This window comes from Novosphingobium sp. CF614, assembly GCF_900113255.1.
Classification (GTDB): Bacteria; Pseudomonadota; Alphaproteobacteria; order Sphingomonadales; family Sphingomonadaceae; genus Novosphingobium.
In genome coordinates this window covers 359,830-376,040 of record NZ_FOOR01000002.1, presented here as the reverse complement: position 1 = coordinate 376,040, position 16,211 = coordinate 359,830, and the positions used below count along the sequence as shown (strand labels likewise).

General features: G+C 67.6%; 13 protein-coding genes. 10 read left to right on the top strand and 3 right to left on the bottom strand.

Annotated features, from left to right (window positions below; genetic code table 11):
* Positions 1 to 25: 25 nt before the first annotated feature.
* Complete coding sequence (locus BM052_RS04555; RefSeq protein WP_091143711.1) at positions 26 to 640, top strand: sugar transferase; 615 nt, start codon at positions 26 to 28, stop codon at positions 638 to 640.
* A 12-nt stretch (positions 641 to 652) separates the two neighbouring features.
* Here the strand turns inward: BM052_RS04555 and BM052_RS20205 are convergent, their stop codons facing one another.
* The 3 genes from BM052_RS20205 to BM052_RS04545 form a co-directional block, all read right to left on the bottom strand.
* Entirely contained in the window at positions 653 to 778 is a 126-nt protein-coding gene (locus BM052_RS20205) for a hypothetical protein (RefSeq protein WP_255405960.1), read from the bottom strand.
* A 269-nt stretch (positions 779 to 1,047) separates the two neighbouring features.
* Positions 1,048 to 2,313, bottom strand: coding sequence for a cell wall hydrolase (locus tag BM052_RS04550; protein ID WP_091143708.1), 1,266 nt, complete (start codon positions 2,311 to 2,313; stop codon positions 1,048 to 1,050).
* A gap of 79 nt (positions 2,314 to 2,392) precedes the next feature.
* Entirely contained in the window at positions 2,393 to 3,820 is a 1,428-nt protein-coding gene (locus BM052_RS04545; protein ID WP_255405959.1) for a TolC family outer membrane protein, read from the bottom strand.
* Between the two features lie 180 nt (positions 3,821 to 4,000).
* On the opposite strand from BM052_RS04545, the gene BM052_RS04540 reads away from it, so the two are divergent.
* The 9 genes from BM052_RS04540 to BM052_RS04500 all read left to right on the top strand — a co-directional run bounded on the left by BM052_RS04540 (position 4,001) and on the right by BM052_RS04500 (position 16,205).
* A complete protein-coding gene (locus BM052_RS04540; protein ID WP_091143704.1) occupies positions 4,001 to 5,752 on the top strand; it encodes a type I secretion system permease/ATPase in 1,752 nt (583 codons plus the stop codon).
* A 118-nt stretch (positions 5,753 to 5,870) separates the two neighbouring features.
* A complete protein-coding gene (locus tag BM052_RS04535; RefSeq protein WP_091143702.1) occupies positions 5,871 to 7,232 on the top strand; it encodes an HlyD family type I secretion periplasmic adaptor subunit in 1,362 nt (453 codons plus the stop codon).
* Between the two features lie 235 nt (positions 7,233 to 7,467).
* Positions 7,468 to 8,751, top strand: a complete 1,284-nt coding sequence (locus BM052_RS04530; RefSeq protein WP_177198318.1) for an outer membrane beta-barrel protein — start codon at positions 7,468 to 7,470, stop codon at positions 8,749 to 8,751.
* A 22-nt stretch (positions 8,752 to 8,773) separates the two neighbouring features.
* Positions 8,774 to 11,008: a GumC family protein gene (locus BM052_RS04525; RefSeq protein WP_091143697.1), complete on the top strand. Its 2,235-nt coding sequence runs from the start codon at positions 8,774 to 8,776 to the stop codon at positions 11,006 to 11,008.
* Positions 11,009 to 11,091: 83 nt separating this feature from the next.
* Positions 11,092 to 12,159 (top strand): glycosyltransferase, encoded by a 1,068-nt coding sequence (locus tag BM052_RS04520; RefSeq protein ID WP_091143956.1) that lies wholly within the window; start codon positions 11,092 to 11,094, stop codon positions 12,157 to 12,159.
* Positions 12,160 to 12,283: 124 nt separating this feature from the next.
* The gene (locus BM052_RS04515) at positions 12,284 to 12,850 is read left to right on the top strand and encodes a polysaccharide biosynthesis/export family protein (RefSeq protein WP_255405958.1); all 567 of its coding nucleotides are present in this window, start codon (positions 12,284 to 12,286) and stop codon (positions 12,848 to 12,850) included.
* A gap of 11 nt (positions 12,851 to 12,861) precedes the next feature.
* The gene (locus BM052_RS04510) at positions 12,862 to 14,157 is read left to right on the top strand and encodes a glycosyltransferase family 4 protein (protein ID WP_255405957.1); all 1,296 of its coding nucleotides are present in this window, start codon (positions 12,862 to 12,864) and stop codon (positions 14,155 to 14,157) included.
* Positions 14,154 to 15,305, top strand: coding sequence for an acyltransferase family protein (locus tag BM052_RS04505; RefSeq protein ID WP_091143695.1), 1,152 nt, complete (start codon positions 14,154 to 14,156; stop codon positions 15,303 to 15,305). Before BM052_RS04510 ends, BM052_RS04505 begins: the two co-directional genes overlap by 4 nt.
* 30 nt (positions 15,306 to 15,335) lie before the next feature.
* Positions 15,336 to 16,205 carry a glycosyltransferase family 2 protein gene (locus tag BM052_RS04500; RefSeq protein ID WP_091143692.1) on the top strand — a complete coding sequence of 290 codons (870 nt, stop codon included), beginning with the start codon at positions 15,336 to 15,338 and terminating at the stop codon, positions 16,203 to 16,205.
* Positions 16,206 to 16,211 lie beyond the last annotated feature (6 nt).

The following is a 16,211-nucleotide window of genomic DNA, read 5'->3' as shown; positions in this document are numbered from 1 at the left end:
AAGTATATCGCCACGACCCATTTCGATGCTGGAAGCCTGCATGTGGCGCGGCTTCGATATCGTGGTCGCCGCTCTCGTCCTCCTTGTCGTGCTGCCGTTCCTGGTCCTGCTGGCAGTAGTCCTCTACGCCAGCGATCCGGGCCCGATCTTCTTCGCGCATCGCCGGGTAGGCTACCGGGGGCGGCAGTTCGACTGTTTCAAGTTCCGCTCGATGAAAGTGAACGGCGAGGCCATCCTTCGCGAGCACCTGCGGGCCGATCCCGAAGCCCGGCGCGAATGGGAAGAAACGCAGAAGCTCAAGTCGGACCCGCGCGTGACGCCGATCGGGGCGATGATGCGCAAGCTCAGCCTCGACGAATTTCCCCAGCTCATCAACGTGTTGACGGGAGACATGAGCATCGTCGGTCCCCGGCCGATCGTCGAGACCGAGGTGCAGCGCTATGGCCCCCACTTCGAATACTATTGCCTGGTCCGGCCGGGCCTTACCGGCCTGTGGCAGACGAGCGGCCGGAACGACACCACCTACCAGCAGCGCGTCGCCATGGACGTCTCTTATGTCGAGCGCAAAAGCCTGATGCTCGACACCTGGCTGCTGTGCAAGACGGTCCCGGCCGTCGTCTTCGCGCGCGGGTCCTATTGAAGCCCGGCAGGGCTATGCCAACCTGAGCAGGATCCACCAGAGGCCAAGGCCGGCGCCGATGGCGACGGCCCAGCCGCGAAGCGAAATCCTGTCGCCAAGATGGCAGGTGACGAGTGTGTGGCGTGCAAGCCTGTTCATGCGACCTCTCGATTCGTTATCTTTGGGTTCCCGAACCTGCCGCTGGAATGCGGGCGCCGTACAACCGATCCCGCGATTACGCCCGCCCGGGCCCTCCCGCAAATCGAATTGCCTCGGTTTCGTACCGAATGGCCCAGTGCGTCCGGCTTGAAGCGTTCGCATATGGCTCGCGTATACAGGTCATTACGGATTTGATCCGGGATTGATGGTTCTGCATTTTGGCACGGTCAGCGATCCGTTTCGCGCGGACGGTCGTGCAAGACCGTCGGTCACATCGTCGGGCCATGGGGCGCGGTGCTGGCGGCCTGGCGCATGGCGTCCCATTGGCTGAGCTGGGTGGAAAGGCATTCGGACGGGTCCTCGCGCGGGAAGATATCGCAGTTCCAGGCGATGATCGCTCCGTGGCGGGCGCTGTCGTGGACGTAGAGGAAGGCCATGTTGCGCCGCGCCTCGAAGGGGATGGGAAATCCTTGCGGGATCGCCTCCGGATCGGTCCAAGCCATGACCTTGCAGAACGCGCGGCCCCGGCACACGTCGAGCGCGAGGAGACCAAGCGAGCCGGGATAGGCGCGCGGCACCAGGAAGCCGAAGGCATCGCCCTGGGGGTGCGCCAGCCGCAGCAGGCTGCCGCGCAAGTCGATCCCCGCCAGCGCGGATACGGGGTCCGGGCCGGATGCGCCGTCGTCGATGACCGGCTCGATCGCGAGACGGGGAAACGCCGTGCCGCCTTCCCCGGAGCGATGCCAGGGCGAAAGGGCGGCCAGCTTGTGCTCCACCGGTTCGGTCGCCGAGACCGGCTTGGTGAAGGCTCCGGGGCGGCCCCAAGAGCCGCGCCAGCGGAAGAACAGGTGCGTGCGCACGCTGGCGACTTTGTCGAGGCTGCCGCTCCAGACCGGCATGACCCAGTCGGTGTGGTAGTGCGTCGACAGGCCGACCGGGGCATAGACGCTGCCGTCCAGTGCCGCCTTCGCGATTTCCCGGGCCCGCTCCCACAGCCGGGGAACCGGCCGGCGCGCCATGGCGCCGTCGCATGTGAAGGTGAACTGGCAGCCGGTGACGCGCTCCGAGCCCTGGTAGACGACGCCGCAGATGGTGGAGGGGAACGCCGGGTGGCGCATGCGGTTGAGCACCACTTGCGCCACCGCGCGCTGGCCTTCGAGGTCGCCGCCGGCCTCGTAGTATCCGGCGCTCGCCAGGCAGTCGATCGCGCGCAGGCGGCTGGTGTCGTCGCCCGCGAAATGGAACGGCGGTGCCGCCGGATTGGGCGCGCGTGAGAAGGGGACGGCGGCGTTGAGGCGCCGGGCATCGTCGCGCGGGATTTCGATCAGGTCCATCGGCGACAGGCCGGGCGGGGGCGCAACATCGCTGGCGGCGGGTGCATTCGCCGCGCGGCGGATCCGATCGGCGTGTCCGGCGGGGTTCCCCGGAACCGACAAGGCGGCGGCGAACAGCGGCAGGGCAAGCAGTCCCGCCGCTCGCCGCCCGGCCGATCGCGCTTCGTGGCATTGCGGATCGAGGGGTTTGGGAACGAACATGGCGCCGTGCATCCTCCGGTGAGGGCGCGTAACTACCTGGCCCTGGGCGCGGGTGGCCAAGGATCGTCTCCGATCCGGATCAATCCGGGCTCCGGTCGCCGGCCTCGTCCGACCAGCCATACCCGGGCGAATCCTCGCGCTGGACGGGCGCCTGCTCGACGTGGTCGTAAAGGAACAGGCGGTCCGCCGGCTCGATGGCGGGGCGCAGCGGCAGGCCGGCAAGGTAGGCGATGCCCGCCCTGCGGCTGTCCGGATCGTAGGGCTGGACGGCAGCGAACATCTCGATCGAGAGCAGGCCCGCGTCGCGCAGCACCGCGACCCGGCGCAAGTACATCTCGGCGCGGGTCTGGACCGCGCCGGTGCGCGCGGCGAGCAGGTCGTTGGTGACGTCGAGGACATCGCGCAAGGTGCGGATTCCGGAGGTCTCCTGCTTCTTGACACCCGCGACCGCGCGTTCCGCGGCGTCGACCGCGGCATCGTAGCGCGGCATCGCCTCGGCCGAGGCCCGCAGCAGGCTCCAGTCGGTGGCGAGCGTCTCGCGCATGTCGCGCCGGGCCTGCTCGGCGAACTGCTGGTCGGCCAGGTTGCGGTCGATCGCCTCGCGCAGCGCCGAGGACAGCTGGCCGCCCGAGTAGAGCGGCATCGACAGGCTGACGCCGGCGACCACCGACTCCTCGCGCAGGGTGTTCTGGTAGGGCGTCAGCGGACTGCGCGCCGCGGATGCGAACGCGCTTACTTGCGGGCGCATGTCCGCGCGCGCCGCGCCGACGAGCGCACGGGAGCGGGCCTCGGTGAACCTGGCGGCGGCAAGCGTGGGATTGTGCGTTTCCGCCTCGACATAGAGTGTTTCCAGCGTCGACGGGTCGGGCAGCGCGGGAAGGGGGGCCAGGGCGGCGGGATAAGCGCCCACCAGGTTGCGATAGCGCGCCGCGCTGGCCTCTACGGTGGAGCGCGCCAGGATCACTCGGCCGGCGGCGAGTTCCAGCCGGTTGACGGTCTGGTCGACGTCGGGCTCGGTCGAATCGCGCAGCCGATAGCGGGCGGCGGTGACGTCGCGCTGCTGCCGCAGCAGTTCGTGGATCTCCACCGCGACTCCGTGGAGTTCGATGTCGCGCTGCAACGAGACATAGGCATTGACCACGTCGAGGATCAACTGTTGGCTGCCAGCGCGCAGCTTCTCGCGCTCGACCATCCGCGCCGCCATCGCCGCGTCCAGGCCGGCGGCAAGGCGGCCGGAGGTGAACAGGGGCTGGGAAAGCGAAAGCTCGGCGGACGTGCCGAAGCCCTCGCTTTCAGACGGCAGCGTGGTCCCGCGAATCCTGGCGGCGGTGAACGCGTGGCGGGCGCTGACGCTCAGGCTTGGCCCGTAGGCCGCTCTGGCCTGGACCACGACTTCGTCGGACGCGCTGGCAAGATCGCGGCTGCCCTGGATCGAGGGATTGTTCGCGTAAGCGGCGGCAAGCGCTTGTTCCAGCGTATCGGCTTGAACGGGTGTGCAGGTGAACAAGAGGGGTATGTATACGCAAATCTGCGGACTAGTAATAATGCCCAGGTATTTACGCATATTCGTTCCCTTCGAACGATAGACCTCGCGGCCACAATCCCCAAAACTGATGTATTGGTTGTGGTAATTTATACGCGGAGTTGTTGTAACGCAGCGTGAGACTGTTCCAGTCAGGACGTAATTATGATTTTCGCCGTTCGGCTTTCGGCAGAGCTCAAGGCCGCGATCGCGCCGATGCGGCGTGTTCTGCTCCCGATCGTCGCGATCAGCAGCGTCTACAACGTGCTGCTGCTTTCCGGCTCGTTCTTCATGCTGCTGACGTATGACGACGTGCTGCCCAGCCGCAGCGTGCCTTCGCTGGTCAGCCTGCTGGTGATGGTCACGCTGGCCTATGCGTTCCAGGCGGCGCTCGACGTGATCCGGGGGCGCATCATGGTCCATGTCGGTTCGCTGTTCATGCGATCGATCAGCGACCGCGTGCTGGACGTGATCTCACGCTATGAACTGACGCGGGGGACGATGCCGGGCGGCACGCAGATCGTGCGCGATGTCGATACCGTGCGCGCCTATCTTTCGGGTCCGGGTCCGCTGGCGGTGCTCGACCTGCCGTGGATTGCCGTGTACCTTCTGATCCTCGGCGTGTTCCACTGGTCGCTGGGCCTGCTCGCGCTGGCCGGCGTCCTGGTGCTGGTCTCGCTGATGCTGCTCAACAACCGCATGACCGAGCCGCTCGCGCTGGCGACGATGCGCACCGGGGCGCGGCGGGCGGGCCTGGCCGATGCCACCCTGCGCAACGCGGAAACGCTCAAGGCGCTGGGCATGGCCGGGGCGCGGCGCGGCGAATGGCATGCGGCGGAGTCCGAGTACCTGCGGGCGAACGATCGCTTCTCCTATATTTCCAGCACGATGTCGGGCGTGACCAAGGCGTTTCGCATGCTCCTGCAGTCGGCCACGCTGGCGCTGGGCGCCTACCTGGTGATCGAGGGCAGCGCGACCGGCGGCATCATCATCGCCAGCTCGATCCTGTCTTCCCGCGCGCTGGCGCCGGTCGAGCAGGTGATCGCCAACTGGAAGGGCATGGTGTCGAGCCGGCAGGCGCTGGGGCGGCTGCGCGAACTGCTGGATGCGGTTCCCCATCAGGTCGAACCGATGGGGCTGGAGTTCCCGAATGCCGGCATCTCGGTGGCCGGGGTGACTGCCGCGCCGCCGGGCACGCGCACGGTGACGCTCGCCGACGTGGCCTTCAAGCTGGAGGCGGGCGAGGCGCTGGCGGTGGTGGGGCGAAGCGGATCGGGCAAGACCACGCTGGCGCGGATCGTCTGCGGCGTCTGGCCGGCGCTGCGCGGTTCGGTGCGGCTGGACGGGGCGACGCTGGAACAGTGGTCGCCGGACCAGATCGCGCGGATCATCGGCTATGTGCCGCAGTCGATCGAGCTGTTCGAAGGAACGATCGCCCAGAACATCGCCCGCTTCCGCCCCGATGCCGACCGCGAAGCGATTCTCAAGGCGGCCAGGGCGGCGGATTGCCATGACCTGATCGTCCGGCTCGACGGCGGCTACGATTACCTGATCGGCCCGCAGGGGGGAGGGCTCTCGGCCGGCCAGTGCCAGCGCATCGCGCTGGCCCGCGCGCTCTACGGCGATCCGTTCCTGATCGTGCTGGACGAGCCCAACAGCAACCTCGACTACGAAGGCGAGATGGCGCTGGGCCAGGCCATCAAGCGCGTGCGCGAGCGGGGTGGGATCGTGCTCGTGATCGCCCATCGTCCCAGCGTGATCGCCCACGTCAGCCACATCATGGTGATGAACAACGGCCGGATCGAACGCTTCGAGACACGCGAGGAATTCCAGACCCGAATGAGACCGCCCGCGCCGATTTCCCGGAGCGAGAGCAAGCGCGAGGAGGCGGACATGGCCGCGCAGGTCGGCGAATGATGGCGGGCCTCGTGGATCCGAGCCCTGAACGCGTACCACCCGAACGCGTACAGGGGGCGAAGGACGCCGCGCCGCCGCGCCGCGCCGGAGAGGGCGCGTGCATGCGCCCAGGGCAGCCATGAACCCTCCGGTGCGGATCGTCCCGGACCTGTCCGGGCGTGCGCTCGCGCCCGTGGACGGCGTGTTCGCGGCCGCCGCCGAGCGAGGGCTTTCCCGGCTGGTGCGGCTTGGCCTTGGCACGGTGGCATTACTGGTGCTCGGCATCGGCGGGCTCATCACGTTCCTGCCGATGGCGGGGGCGGTGATCGCGCCGGGCGAAGTGACGGTGGAGACGCACGTCAAGGAGATCTCGCATCCGTTCGGCGGTGTCGCTTCCGACATCCTGGTGCGGGACGGGGATCATGTGAGGAAAGGCCAGGCGCTCATCCGGCTGGACAGCAGGGTTTCGGGCGCCGCCGCCGAATATACCGGCCTCAACCTGGACCAGTTACTGGCCAGGGCGGCGCGGCTCCGCGCGATCCAGAGCGGCGCGGCGACGATTGCCTATCCCGGGGAACTGGTCCGCAAGGCGGGCGATCCGGGGGTCGGGGCGGCGATGGAGGACGAACGCCGCAGCCTGGCGCTGGCGCGGCGCGCGCGGGGGGACCAGCTCGGACAGCTTCAGGCCCGCATCGCCCAGAGCCGCGCCGAGATCGCCACTTACGCCAGCCAGGCCGACGCCTACGAACGGCAGGAAAGACTGGTGCGCGAGGAACTGGCCCAGACCCGCCAGCTCTACGAAGGACGCCTGACCACGCTCGATCGCCTGAACGCGCTCGAACGCGCGGCGGTGGGGGTACAGGCCCAGAAGGCGGCCGCCGTTTCGGGCATGACCGAGGCGCGGGCGCGGATCGGCGAGCTGCAAGTGCAGATGGCTTCCGTGAGCAGCGCCGCGCGCAGCGAGGCGGCGCTCGAGCTTGCGCAAGTCCAGGCGATGATTTCGGACTTGCGCAAGCAGGAGGCCGCCGCCAGCGACCAGAACGACCGCACCGTGATCCGCGCGCCGCAGGACGGCATCGTCGACAAGCTGCGGGTCCGCACCGTGAGCAGCGTGGTTCCGGCCGGTGAGGCGCTCATGGAAATCGTCCCCGACCTGGATCGCCTCGTGGTCCGGGCGCAAGTGAAGCTGACGGACATCGACAGCGTCGTGGTGGGGCAGCCGGCGCACTTGCGCTTTACCGCGCTCAGCATGCGCACCACGCCCGAGCTCACCGGCACGGTGACCCGGGTCGGGGCCGATCGCTCGATCGATCAGGCCACCAACGCATCCTATTACTCGGCCACTGTCTCCATTCCGGATGCAGAGTTCAGGAAGCTTGGAAAGGTGCGTCTTTCGGTGGGTATGCCGGTCGAAGTGTTCATCCAGACCCAGCAGCGAACGATCCTGCAATACATTATTCGCCCCCTTTCGGATCAATTCAAGCGCGCGCTGCGCGAATAGTCGCGATACTCATTAGACAGAAGTCCTGAGTGTCATTGGAAGATCCAGACGACACGCAGATTTACTTACGATGAGTCGCCAAGATCGATTGCCGGCGTTGGATTTTTCCATCCGATGTCGGAAGTATATAATGGACATTGGCATTTTTGATGAAGCGGCCGGAATTTCCCCGGATCCGTTTGGAGATATTCGTGGGGTTTTTCTCAATTTCCCGTGTCTGGGCAAGGTGAGCAGGATGAATGGTCTTGCCAGGCTGGCGGTGTCGTCGGGAGCGGTGATGGCGCCGGCGCTTGCCGTCGCCCAGACGGTCGGCGCCGGTTCCTCGATCGTCATCGAGCCCCAACTCGACCGGGACGACGTGGCGGGCGCCCGGATCGAGCCCGCCTATCGGCCGCGCCCGATCCTGGTCGGGCCGGTCTTCGCGCAGCCCAGCGTCTCGATCGTCGCGGGGTATGACGGCAATGTGTTCAATCGTCCGGATGCGAAGGCGGCGGCGCTGGCCACGGTGATGCCGTCGCTGGCCCTGCGCGCCGACCTGCCGCGCCACGAGCTTGACTTTTCGGCCGCCGGCACCTTGCGGCGTTTTTCCCGCTACCGGACCGAAAACAGCGCGGAATTCGCGCTGGCCGGGCATGGGCGACTGGACTTCGGTGCCCGGCATGCGGCCAAGGTCTCGATCGAGTTTTCGCACCTGATCGAACCGCGCAGCACCGCTGGCTCGGCGCTCGATGCGGCCGAACCGATCAGCTATGACCGGCTCGCGGGCGACTTTGGCACCCGGCTCGAACTCGGCCGCTTCCGCCTCGCTCCGGCGCTGCGATACGAGCGCGTCGATTATGACCCGGTGGCGTTGACCGGCGGCGGGACGGCAGACCAGTCCTTTCGCGACACGCGCACGCTGCGCGGCGAGGTCCGGCTCGACTATGATTTCTCGGGCCTGGTCTCGGCCTTTGCCGCCGGCGCCTATGAAGATATCGATTCCACCTCGGCGCCCACGGCCTTGCGGCGGGATTCGCGCGGCTACCAGGTCATGGTCGGACTGCGCGGGCAGCTTTCGCCTGTCATTTCCGGCGAGGTGGGCGTGGGCTACCAGTCACGTGACTACGCGCCGCCGGCCTATCGCGATTTCCAGGGGCTGACCTTCCGGGCCGACGTGCAGTGGTACGTCACGCCGCTGGTGACGTTGCGGGCGCAGGCGAGCAGGACGTTCCGCAACAGCGGCAACCTTCGGGTCGGCGGTATCCTGGCCGATGCCTTCATGCTGAGCGCCTACTACGACCCGCTGCGCAATTTGCGCCTTTCCGCCGTGGCGGGGCTGGAACGGGGCGATTTCAGCGAAGCCGATACCCGAACCTGGCGCAAGTCGATGCGGCTGCGGGCCCAGTACCGGCTGAACCGGGGCGTGTCGGTGGGAGCCTACGTCGATTTCCTGCGGCAGGAGGTCCGCGGCGCGCCGCTCGTCAATCCGTTCACCTCGTTCGGCGCCGGCCTCGGCATCACCGTCACGCCGGGCGCCTAGAGGGCCCGAGGGAGTTTTGCGCTTGAACCTTCCCGCTATCTACGAGCCCCGAGGCGGCGTTCCGCAAGTCATCGCGGATGGCGCAGCCTTCCATGAGGCTTCCGAGGAGCAGATAACGGTGCGGCTGCTGCTGGCGATGCTGCGGCGGCGCCGTGAGGTTCTGTTCCTGACGCTGGCGATCTGCGTGGTGCTCGCGCTGGTCTGGACGACCGCGCTGCCCCGGATCTATCGCTCCAGCGCAGATGTGGTGATGATTACGCGCTCCACCGAAGTGGTGCCGAACGATGACGAACAGGTCAACGAGGGCCCGACGCGATCGGAAGAGGTGGAGACGCAGATCCAACTGATCCGCTCGCGCGAGATGGCGGGCCAGGTGCTCGACCGGACCGGGCTGCTCGAGGACGAGGGTTTCCGCGCCGACGTGGCCGAGCCGCGAACGGCGCTGGACAATATCCTTGCCACGCTCGGCATCCGGCGCGGGCGCGCGGCGGCGGGTGTCGACAGTGCCTCGCCGGCGTTTCGCGAAGCGGCCGTCACTTATCTGATTACCCGCCTCGATGTCGCGCGGGTCGGCGAATCGTTCAACTTGCGCATTGCCTTCGACGATTCGGACCCGCGCCGCGCCGCCTCCGTCGCCAATACTTACGCGCGCCTGTTCACGACCGACGATGCCCGCGAACGCGCCCGCACCAACGCCACCGCCGCCCGGGTGTTGCAGACCCGCGTCGACGAACTGCGCCAGGCCGCCAACCGGACTTTCGCCGCGGTGCAATCCTACCGGGTGCGCACCGGGCTGCTCAGTTCGGCCGCGACCAGCCTGACCGAGCAGGAGATCTCCACCTACAACCAGCAGATCGCCGCCGCGCGCGCGGAAGCCGCGCAGGACGCGGCGGCGCTTTCCAGCGCGCGGGGACAGCTGCGTTCGGGCGGGGCGGACGGCGTGGGAGAGGCCGCCGCCTCGCAAGTGGTTTCGGCCTTGCGGGCGCAGCGCGCGCAGCTGGTCATCCGCGAACGCGACATGTCGCAGCGCTACTTCGATGGCAACCCGGACCTGGTCACGGTGCGCCGGCAGATCGTCGATATCGACCGGCAGATCGCGGCCGAGGTCAACCGTTCGCTGAAAGGACTGGAATCGCGCGCGCAGGCTTCGGCGGAGCGGCTGTCCTCGCTGCTCGCCAGCCGCAGCGGCACGCGCTCGCAGCTCAGCACGGACAATAGCGCGCTGGTGGCTCTGGCCGATCTCGAAAAGCGCGCGCAGGCGGCGCAGACGCTCTACCAGTCGTACCTCGATCGCTATAGCGCAGTGGTGGCGGGCAGCGGATCGGAGCAGCCGACCGCACGCCTGATCTCCGCCGCCAACGTGCCGATCCTGCCCGAATCGCCCGACCTGGTGCTCAACCTGGCCCTGGGGCTGGTGGTGGGCGTCCTGCTCGGCGCGATGCTGGCGATCGTCTCGGAGCTTTCCTATCGCGGCCTGACCACGCTCGACGATGTCGAGGGCCGCCTGGGCATTCGCGGCCTGGGTTTCGTGCCGGCCTATCGCACCGTGGACCCGCACGCCGGCTCGCCGCTCGATACGGTGCGTGAATATCCCGACGGCGCTTTCTCCGAGGCGCTGCGCAACGTCATCGTCTCGATCCGCCAGGCGGCCTCGGGGCCGTGCAAGGTCATCGCCATCACCTCGGCGATCCCCGGCGAGGGCAAGTCGACGATCGCGGCCTGCATGGGCCGCGCGCTCGCCATGGCGGGCGAGCGCGCGGCGGTGATCGATTGCGACGTGATCCGCGCGCAGTTGAGCAAGCAGTTCGGCCTGGCCGATGGCGCGCCGGGTCTCCACGAGGCACTGCACTCGGAAACCGGCCGGATCGCGCAGTACCAGGAAGCGCATTCGACCATGCGCGTGATCCCGATCACCCGGCCATTCCCCAAGGGCGAGCGGCTGACCGAGCGCGGCCGCCTGCACCGCGTCATCGCGCGCCTGAGGGAGGACTTCGACGTCATCATCCTCGATTGCCCGCCGATCCTGCCGATCGCGGAATCGCGCGAGATCGTCTCGCTGGCGGACAACGTGGTGCTGGTGGTCCGCTGGCGCAGGACGATCGACCGGGTGATAAGCGCGGCGGTGCGGCAATTGCCGATCCGCACGATCAAGGACCTGGGCATCGTGCTCAACCTGGTCGACATGAAGAAGCAGGTGCGCTTCGGCGGCACCGACGCGGCCAGCTTCTACGAACAGTACCGGCGGTACTACGCGTGACCGGCGCGGGCCTCTCCGTGCCGCCCTGGGTTGCACCGCGCCTCGCGCCCCGGGTCGCGATCGTGCATTATTGGCTGATCGCCATGCGCGGCGGCGAGCGCGTGCTGGAACGGCTGCTGGACCTGTTTCCCGGCGCCGATGTGTTCACCCACGTCTACGATCCGGACAAAGTGTCGGAAAAGATCCGCGCCGCCAACGTGCGCGAGACTTTCGTCGGCCGGCTGCCGGGCGCCCGCAGGCATTACCAGAAATACCTGCCGCTCATGCCGATGGCGCTCGAGGAGCTCGACCTGCGGGGCTATGATCTGGTCATCAGCAGCGAATCCGGCCCCGCCAAGGGGATCATCACCAGCCCGGACGCCCTGCATGTCTGCTACTGCCATTCACCGATGCGCTACTTGTGGGACCATTATCAGGACTACAAGGCTTCGGCGGGCGGGCTCAGCCGCATGATGATGCCCACGATGTTCCACCGCCTGCGGCAATGGGACGTCAGCTCCGCCAGCCGGGTGGACGGCATCATCGCCAACAGCACCTTCATCGCCCGCCGCATCCGCAAGGTCTGGGGGCGGGAGGCGCGGGTGGTGCACCCTCCGGTCACGGTGGATGCCTACCAGCCGGTGGAACAGGTCACCGACCGCTACCTGTGGGTCAGCCAGATGACTCCCTACAAGCGCGCCGACATCGCGCTGGAAGCATTCAACCGCCTGGGCGTGCCGGCGCTGATGGTCGGCGACGGCGAGATGTTCAAATATGTCTCCTCCCACGCCGGGCCCAATGTCGAGGTGCGCCGGCGGCTGAGCTTCGCCGAGCTGAAGGCGGCCTATGCGACGTGCAAGGCGCTGGTCTTCACGCCGGAGGAAGATTTCGGCATCGTCCCGGTGGAGGCCAATGCCAGTGGCCGTCCGGTCATCGCCTATGGCCACGGGGGTGCGGTCGATTCGATCGTCGAAGGCCGGACCGGGCTGTTCTTCCCCGAACAGACGGTTGACGCGCTGTGCGATGCCATCGACCGTTTCGAGGCGTGGCTTCCGCAGTTCGACCCGCAGGACGCGGTGGCGAACGCCGCCCGGTTTTCGCCGGAGGCCTTCGCGACCGGGATCCTTGAGGCGCTCGATTACTACCGCCGCGCATCGCGGCTGGTGGCGTGATGCCGGGTGCGGTGCCTGGTCCCCCTGTCGTCCCACCCTGGTCCCCCATTGGGGCCCACTTGGTCGTTTCGCTGTGGTTATACGTAAACATATGAACTTTCTAGCTTTTATGAAAGGGCCCGCAATGCCGCTTCGCACGATCGTTCAAGCTGTCATCCCGGCCGCCGTCGGCTGCGCGATGCTGATGGGGTGCGCGTCCACCGCGAGCACCGCTTTGCCGAGCGTCGACGTTGCCGAATATCGCCTTTCCGCCGGTGACAGGCTCAAGCTCGAGGTGTTCCGGGAAGAAGGCCTCTCCGGCGAATATGTGGTCAACGAGGAAGGCATGGTCGGCCTGCCGATGGTCGGGGACGTCAAGGCCGCCGGCAAGACGCTGGCCCAGCTCCGCGGCGAACTGACCGAGACGCTGGGGCGCGAATACGTGCGCAACGCCAAGATCAACCTGGACGTGGTGAGCTATCGGCCGATCTACATCCTGGGCGAAGTGGAGAAACCGGGGGAATATGCTTATACCCGGCAGATGTCGGTCCAGGCGCTGGTCGCCAAGGCGGGCGGCTTCACCTACCGCGCGAACGAGAACGTGGTCTATGTCCGCCACGCCGGCGAGGCTTCCGAAGCCGCCTACAAGCTGACCAGCGGCGCCGCGGTGCTCCCGGGCGATACCGTCAGGATCGAGCCGCGGTACTTCTGAGGAGCGCGGGGATGCGGCACGAGCCCTTCATGTCCCGCGGCGGGCCCGAACGCGTGGTGCTGTTCCACGATTTCAGCGAGGCCCTGGGCGGTGCCTCGCATCTCGTCCAGGTGCTGATCGGGCAACTGCGCGCGCGCGATATCCCGGTGACGTTCTTCGCGGGGGATTCCGGCGCCAATTTCCGCCGCCGGGATGTCGAGTTCGTCGCGCTCGGCGGGAAGGCCCTGCTCGACCGGTCCAGGCTGGGGGCGCTGACGCTGGGCCTCTACAACCGTTCGGTCCATGCCAGCGCGCGCGACTGGATCCGGCGCAACGACACGCCGGGCACCGTCTATCACGTCCACGGCTGGTCCAAGATCCTCACGCCCGCCGTATTCGCGGCGCTGCGCCCGGTGGCGGGCCGCGTGATCCTGCACGGGCACGACTATTTCAACTGCTGCCCGAACGGCGGCTTCTTCAACTACGCCGCCGAGCGCGATTGCGCCCTAGTGCCGCTTTCCGGTGCGTGCCTGCGCAGCCAGTGCGACAAGTCCTCCTATGCGCAGAAGCTGTGGCGTTCGGGGCGCGAAGGGTTGCGGCGGGGCTTGCAGGGCGGTGTCGCCGGGGCCAGCCGGCTGCTGCTGATCCATCCCGGCCAGGCGGATAATTTCGCGATCGGCCAATGGCCCCGGGCCAAGCTGTTTCCCGTGCGCAATCCCGTGACCCCGCCGTGCGCCGAGCGCGTGTGCGCGGAGCGAAACCGGGGCGTGCTCTTCATCGGGCGCATCTCGGTGGAGAAAGGCGCCGATCTTGCCGCGCGGGCCGCCCGGATCGCCGGCCTGCCGATCGTGTTCGTCGGCGAAGGCAGCGAGGTGGATCGCATCCGCGCGCTCAATCCCGCGGCCGTCTTCGTCGGGCGGCAGGATCGCTCCGGCCTGGCGCGCATGCTTTCGCGGGCTCGCGTCGCGGTGATGCCCAGCCGCTGGTCCGAACCGTTCGGGCTGGTCGCGCTGGAGGCGATCGGCTCGGGCGTTCCCGCGATCGTGAGCGACCGCGCGCTGGTGGCCGGCGAGATCGCGCGCGCCGGCTTCGGCCTGGCGATCGATACCGCCGATGCCGCCGCCTTCGCATCGGCAATGGCGCGGCTCCATGCCGACGACGGACAAGTAGCGGCGATGTCGCTGGCCGGGCACGCGGGCTACCGCGACCTGTGCAACAGCGAGGAAAGCTGGGCCGACGAAATCCTGGCCCATTACCACGGTGTCATCAGGGCGGGCGGGCGGGCCGCCGGGCGAGCGCCGGCCGCAACCCATCGGGAGGATATATGAGCACGGGACGAACGCGCGAGGTCTCCTCGCTCGACGTGATGCGCCTGCTGGCCGCGCAGGCGGTGATGTTCTACCATCTCGTTTTCCTGTCCTGGGCCGAAGCGGAAGGTTCGCGTGGCATCAGGGCCGTGGTCGGCAACCCGGTGGTGTTCGCGGACGCCACCGCCTGGGCCAGCCTCGGCTGGGTCGGCGTCCAGATATTCTTCGTGATCTCCGGGTTCGTGATCCTGATGTCGGCGCAGGACAAATCCGCCGCCGATTTCCTGATCGGGCGCGTGACGCGGATCGCACCTGCCTTATGGGTCTTTTCTGTCCTGTCGGCGTTGGTCCTGCTGGCCTGCGGCGTGCTTGGACCGGCGGAGCTTGCGGTGCGGATGCTGCGTTCGATGATCCTGTTCCCGATTGGGCCCTGGGTGGACGGCGCGGTCTGGACGCTGGTGGCGGAAGCGATGTTCTATGCGGCGATCTTCGTGTTCATAAGGACGGGAATGATCGGCCGCATGACATCGATCACCCTGGTGATGACGGTTTTCAACCTGGCGTTCTGGGGCGCGGTCCTCGCGGGAGAGGCGGGGGCGCTGGGGGAAGCGGGACACCGGCTGGCCGGCGCGGCTTCATCCTACAAGCTGCGGGTCACGCTGATCTCCACGAATTGCTACTTCGTCGTCGGAGCCTCGCTCTACGGCCTGTTCATGCGCCGCAGCGTGGCCGCGAACCTCGTGGTGTTCGCGGCGAACTATCTGGTTTCGCTGGTTGCGACCTACTATGCGGCCTTGTCCAACGTGGGCGTTTCAGAGTTCGGTCAGGACCCCGTGGCGGCGTCGGCGGTGTGGGGCGGGGTCACGCTGGTCATGAGCGCCTGCGTGCTCGGCCGGGTCGGATCGGGGCCCCGGTTCGTCCGGTTCGCGACGATCGCCGGCCTGCTCACTTATCCGCTCTACCTGATAAACCAGATCATCGGCGGCTTCCTGCTGGGCCTGGCCTATCGCGGCAATATCCCGCCGGCGGCCGGCGTCATTCTGACCGCGGTGTTGTGCACCGTGCTTGCCGGCATCTTCGCGCTTTTCATCGAGCGGGGCCTGCAGCGGCGCCTGTCGAATTTTCTCAAGCAGTTCAAACGGCCCGCTCCGGCGCTGAGCGAAGCATGAGCCCGGCCGATCGCATCAGGAGGCGCTGAATTGCCAAGGATCTTCGTCGTGATCGCGACCGTGGGCCGCGCCGAGCTGGTGCGCCGCACGGCGGATCTGCTCGCCGATCAGACTCGGCCGGCGGATGGCATCGTTGTGGTGAGCGTCACGCCGGGGGACGTTTCCGGCGTGGAACGGACGCGCGGTTCGCCGGAAGTGCTGTTCTGCGAAAAAGGCCTCTGCCGCCAGCGCAACCGGGCCCTGGCCGTGCTTGAGGGCCGGGCGGACATCGTGATCTATTTCGACGACGATTTCATCCCTTCGCCCGACTACATCGCGAACGTCGAGGCGCATTTCGAGGCCGATCCGCGCGTGGTGGGGATCACCGGCGAACTTCTGGCCGACGGCGTGCTGCGCGGCGGCTATTCGATCGAGGAGGCCCAGGCGATCATCGCGGGCCGGCCGGCGCGGTTTCCCCCCGCCGTGGTCCAGCGCCGGGAACTCTACGGTTGCAACATGGCCATTCGCGTCGCCGCCGCCCAGGGGCTGCGCTTTGATGAGAACCTGCCGCTCTACGGCTGGCAGGAAGATGTCGATTTCACCAATCGGCTGGGGCGCAAGGGGCGGCAGATTTCATCGTCGGGCGTGACCGGCGTCCACCTGGGCGTCAGCGGCGGGCGGACCTCCGGAAAGCGGTTGGGATACTCGCAAGTCGCCAACGTGGTCTACTTGAAGCGCAAGGGCACGATGCGCCGCGGTTTCGGGAACCGGCTGATGGCGAAGAACCTGCTCGCCAACGCGGTGCGGAGCGTGAAGCCCGAACCGCTGATCGATCGGCGCGGGCGGCTGCTGGGCAATGTGCTGGCCGTGATCGACTGTCTGCGCGGCCGGGTGGACCCGCGCCGGATCCTGGAAATGTAGGCGGGC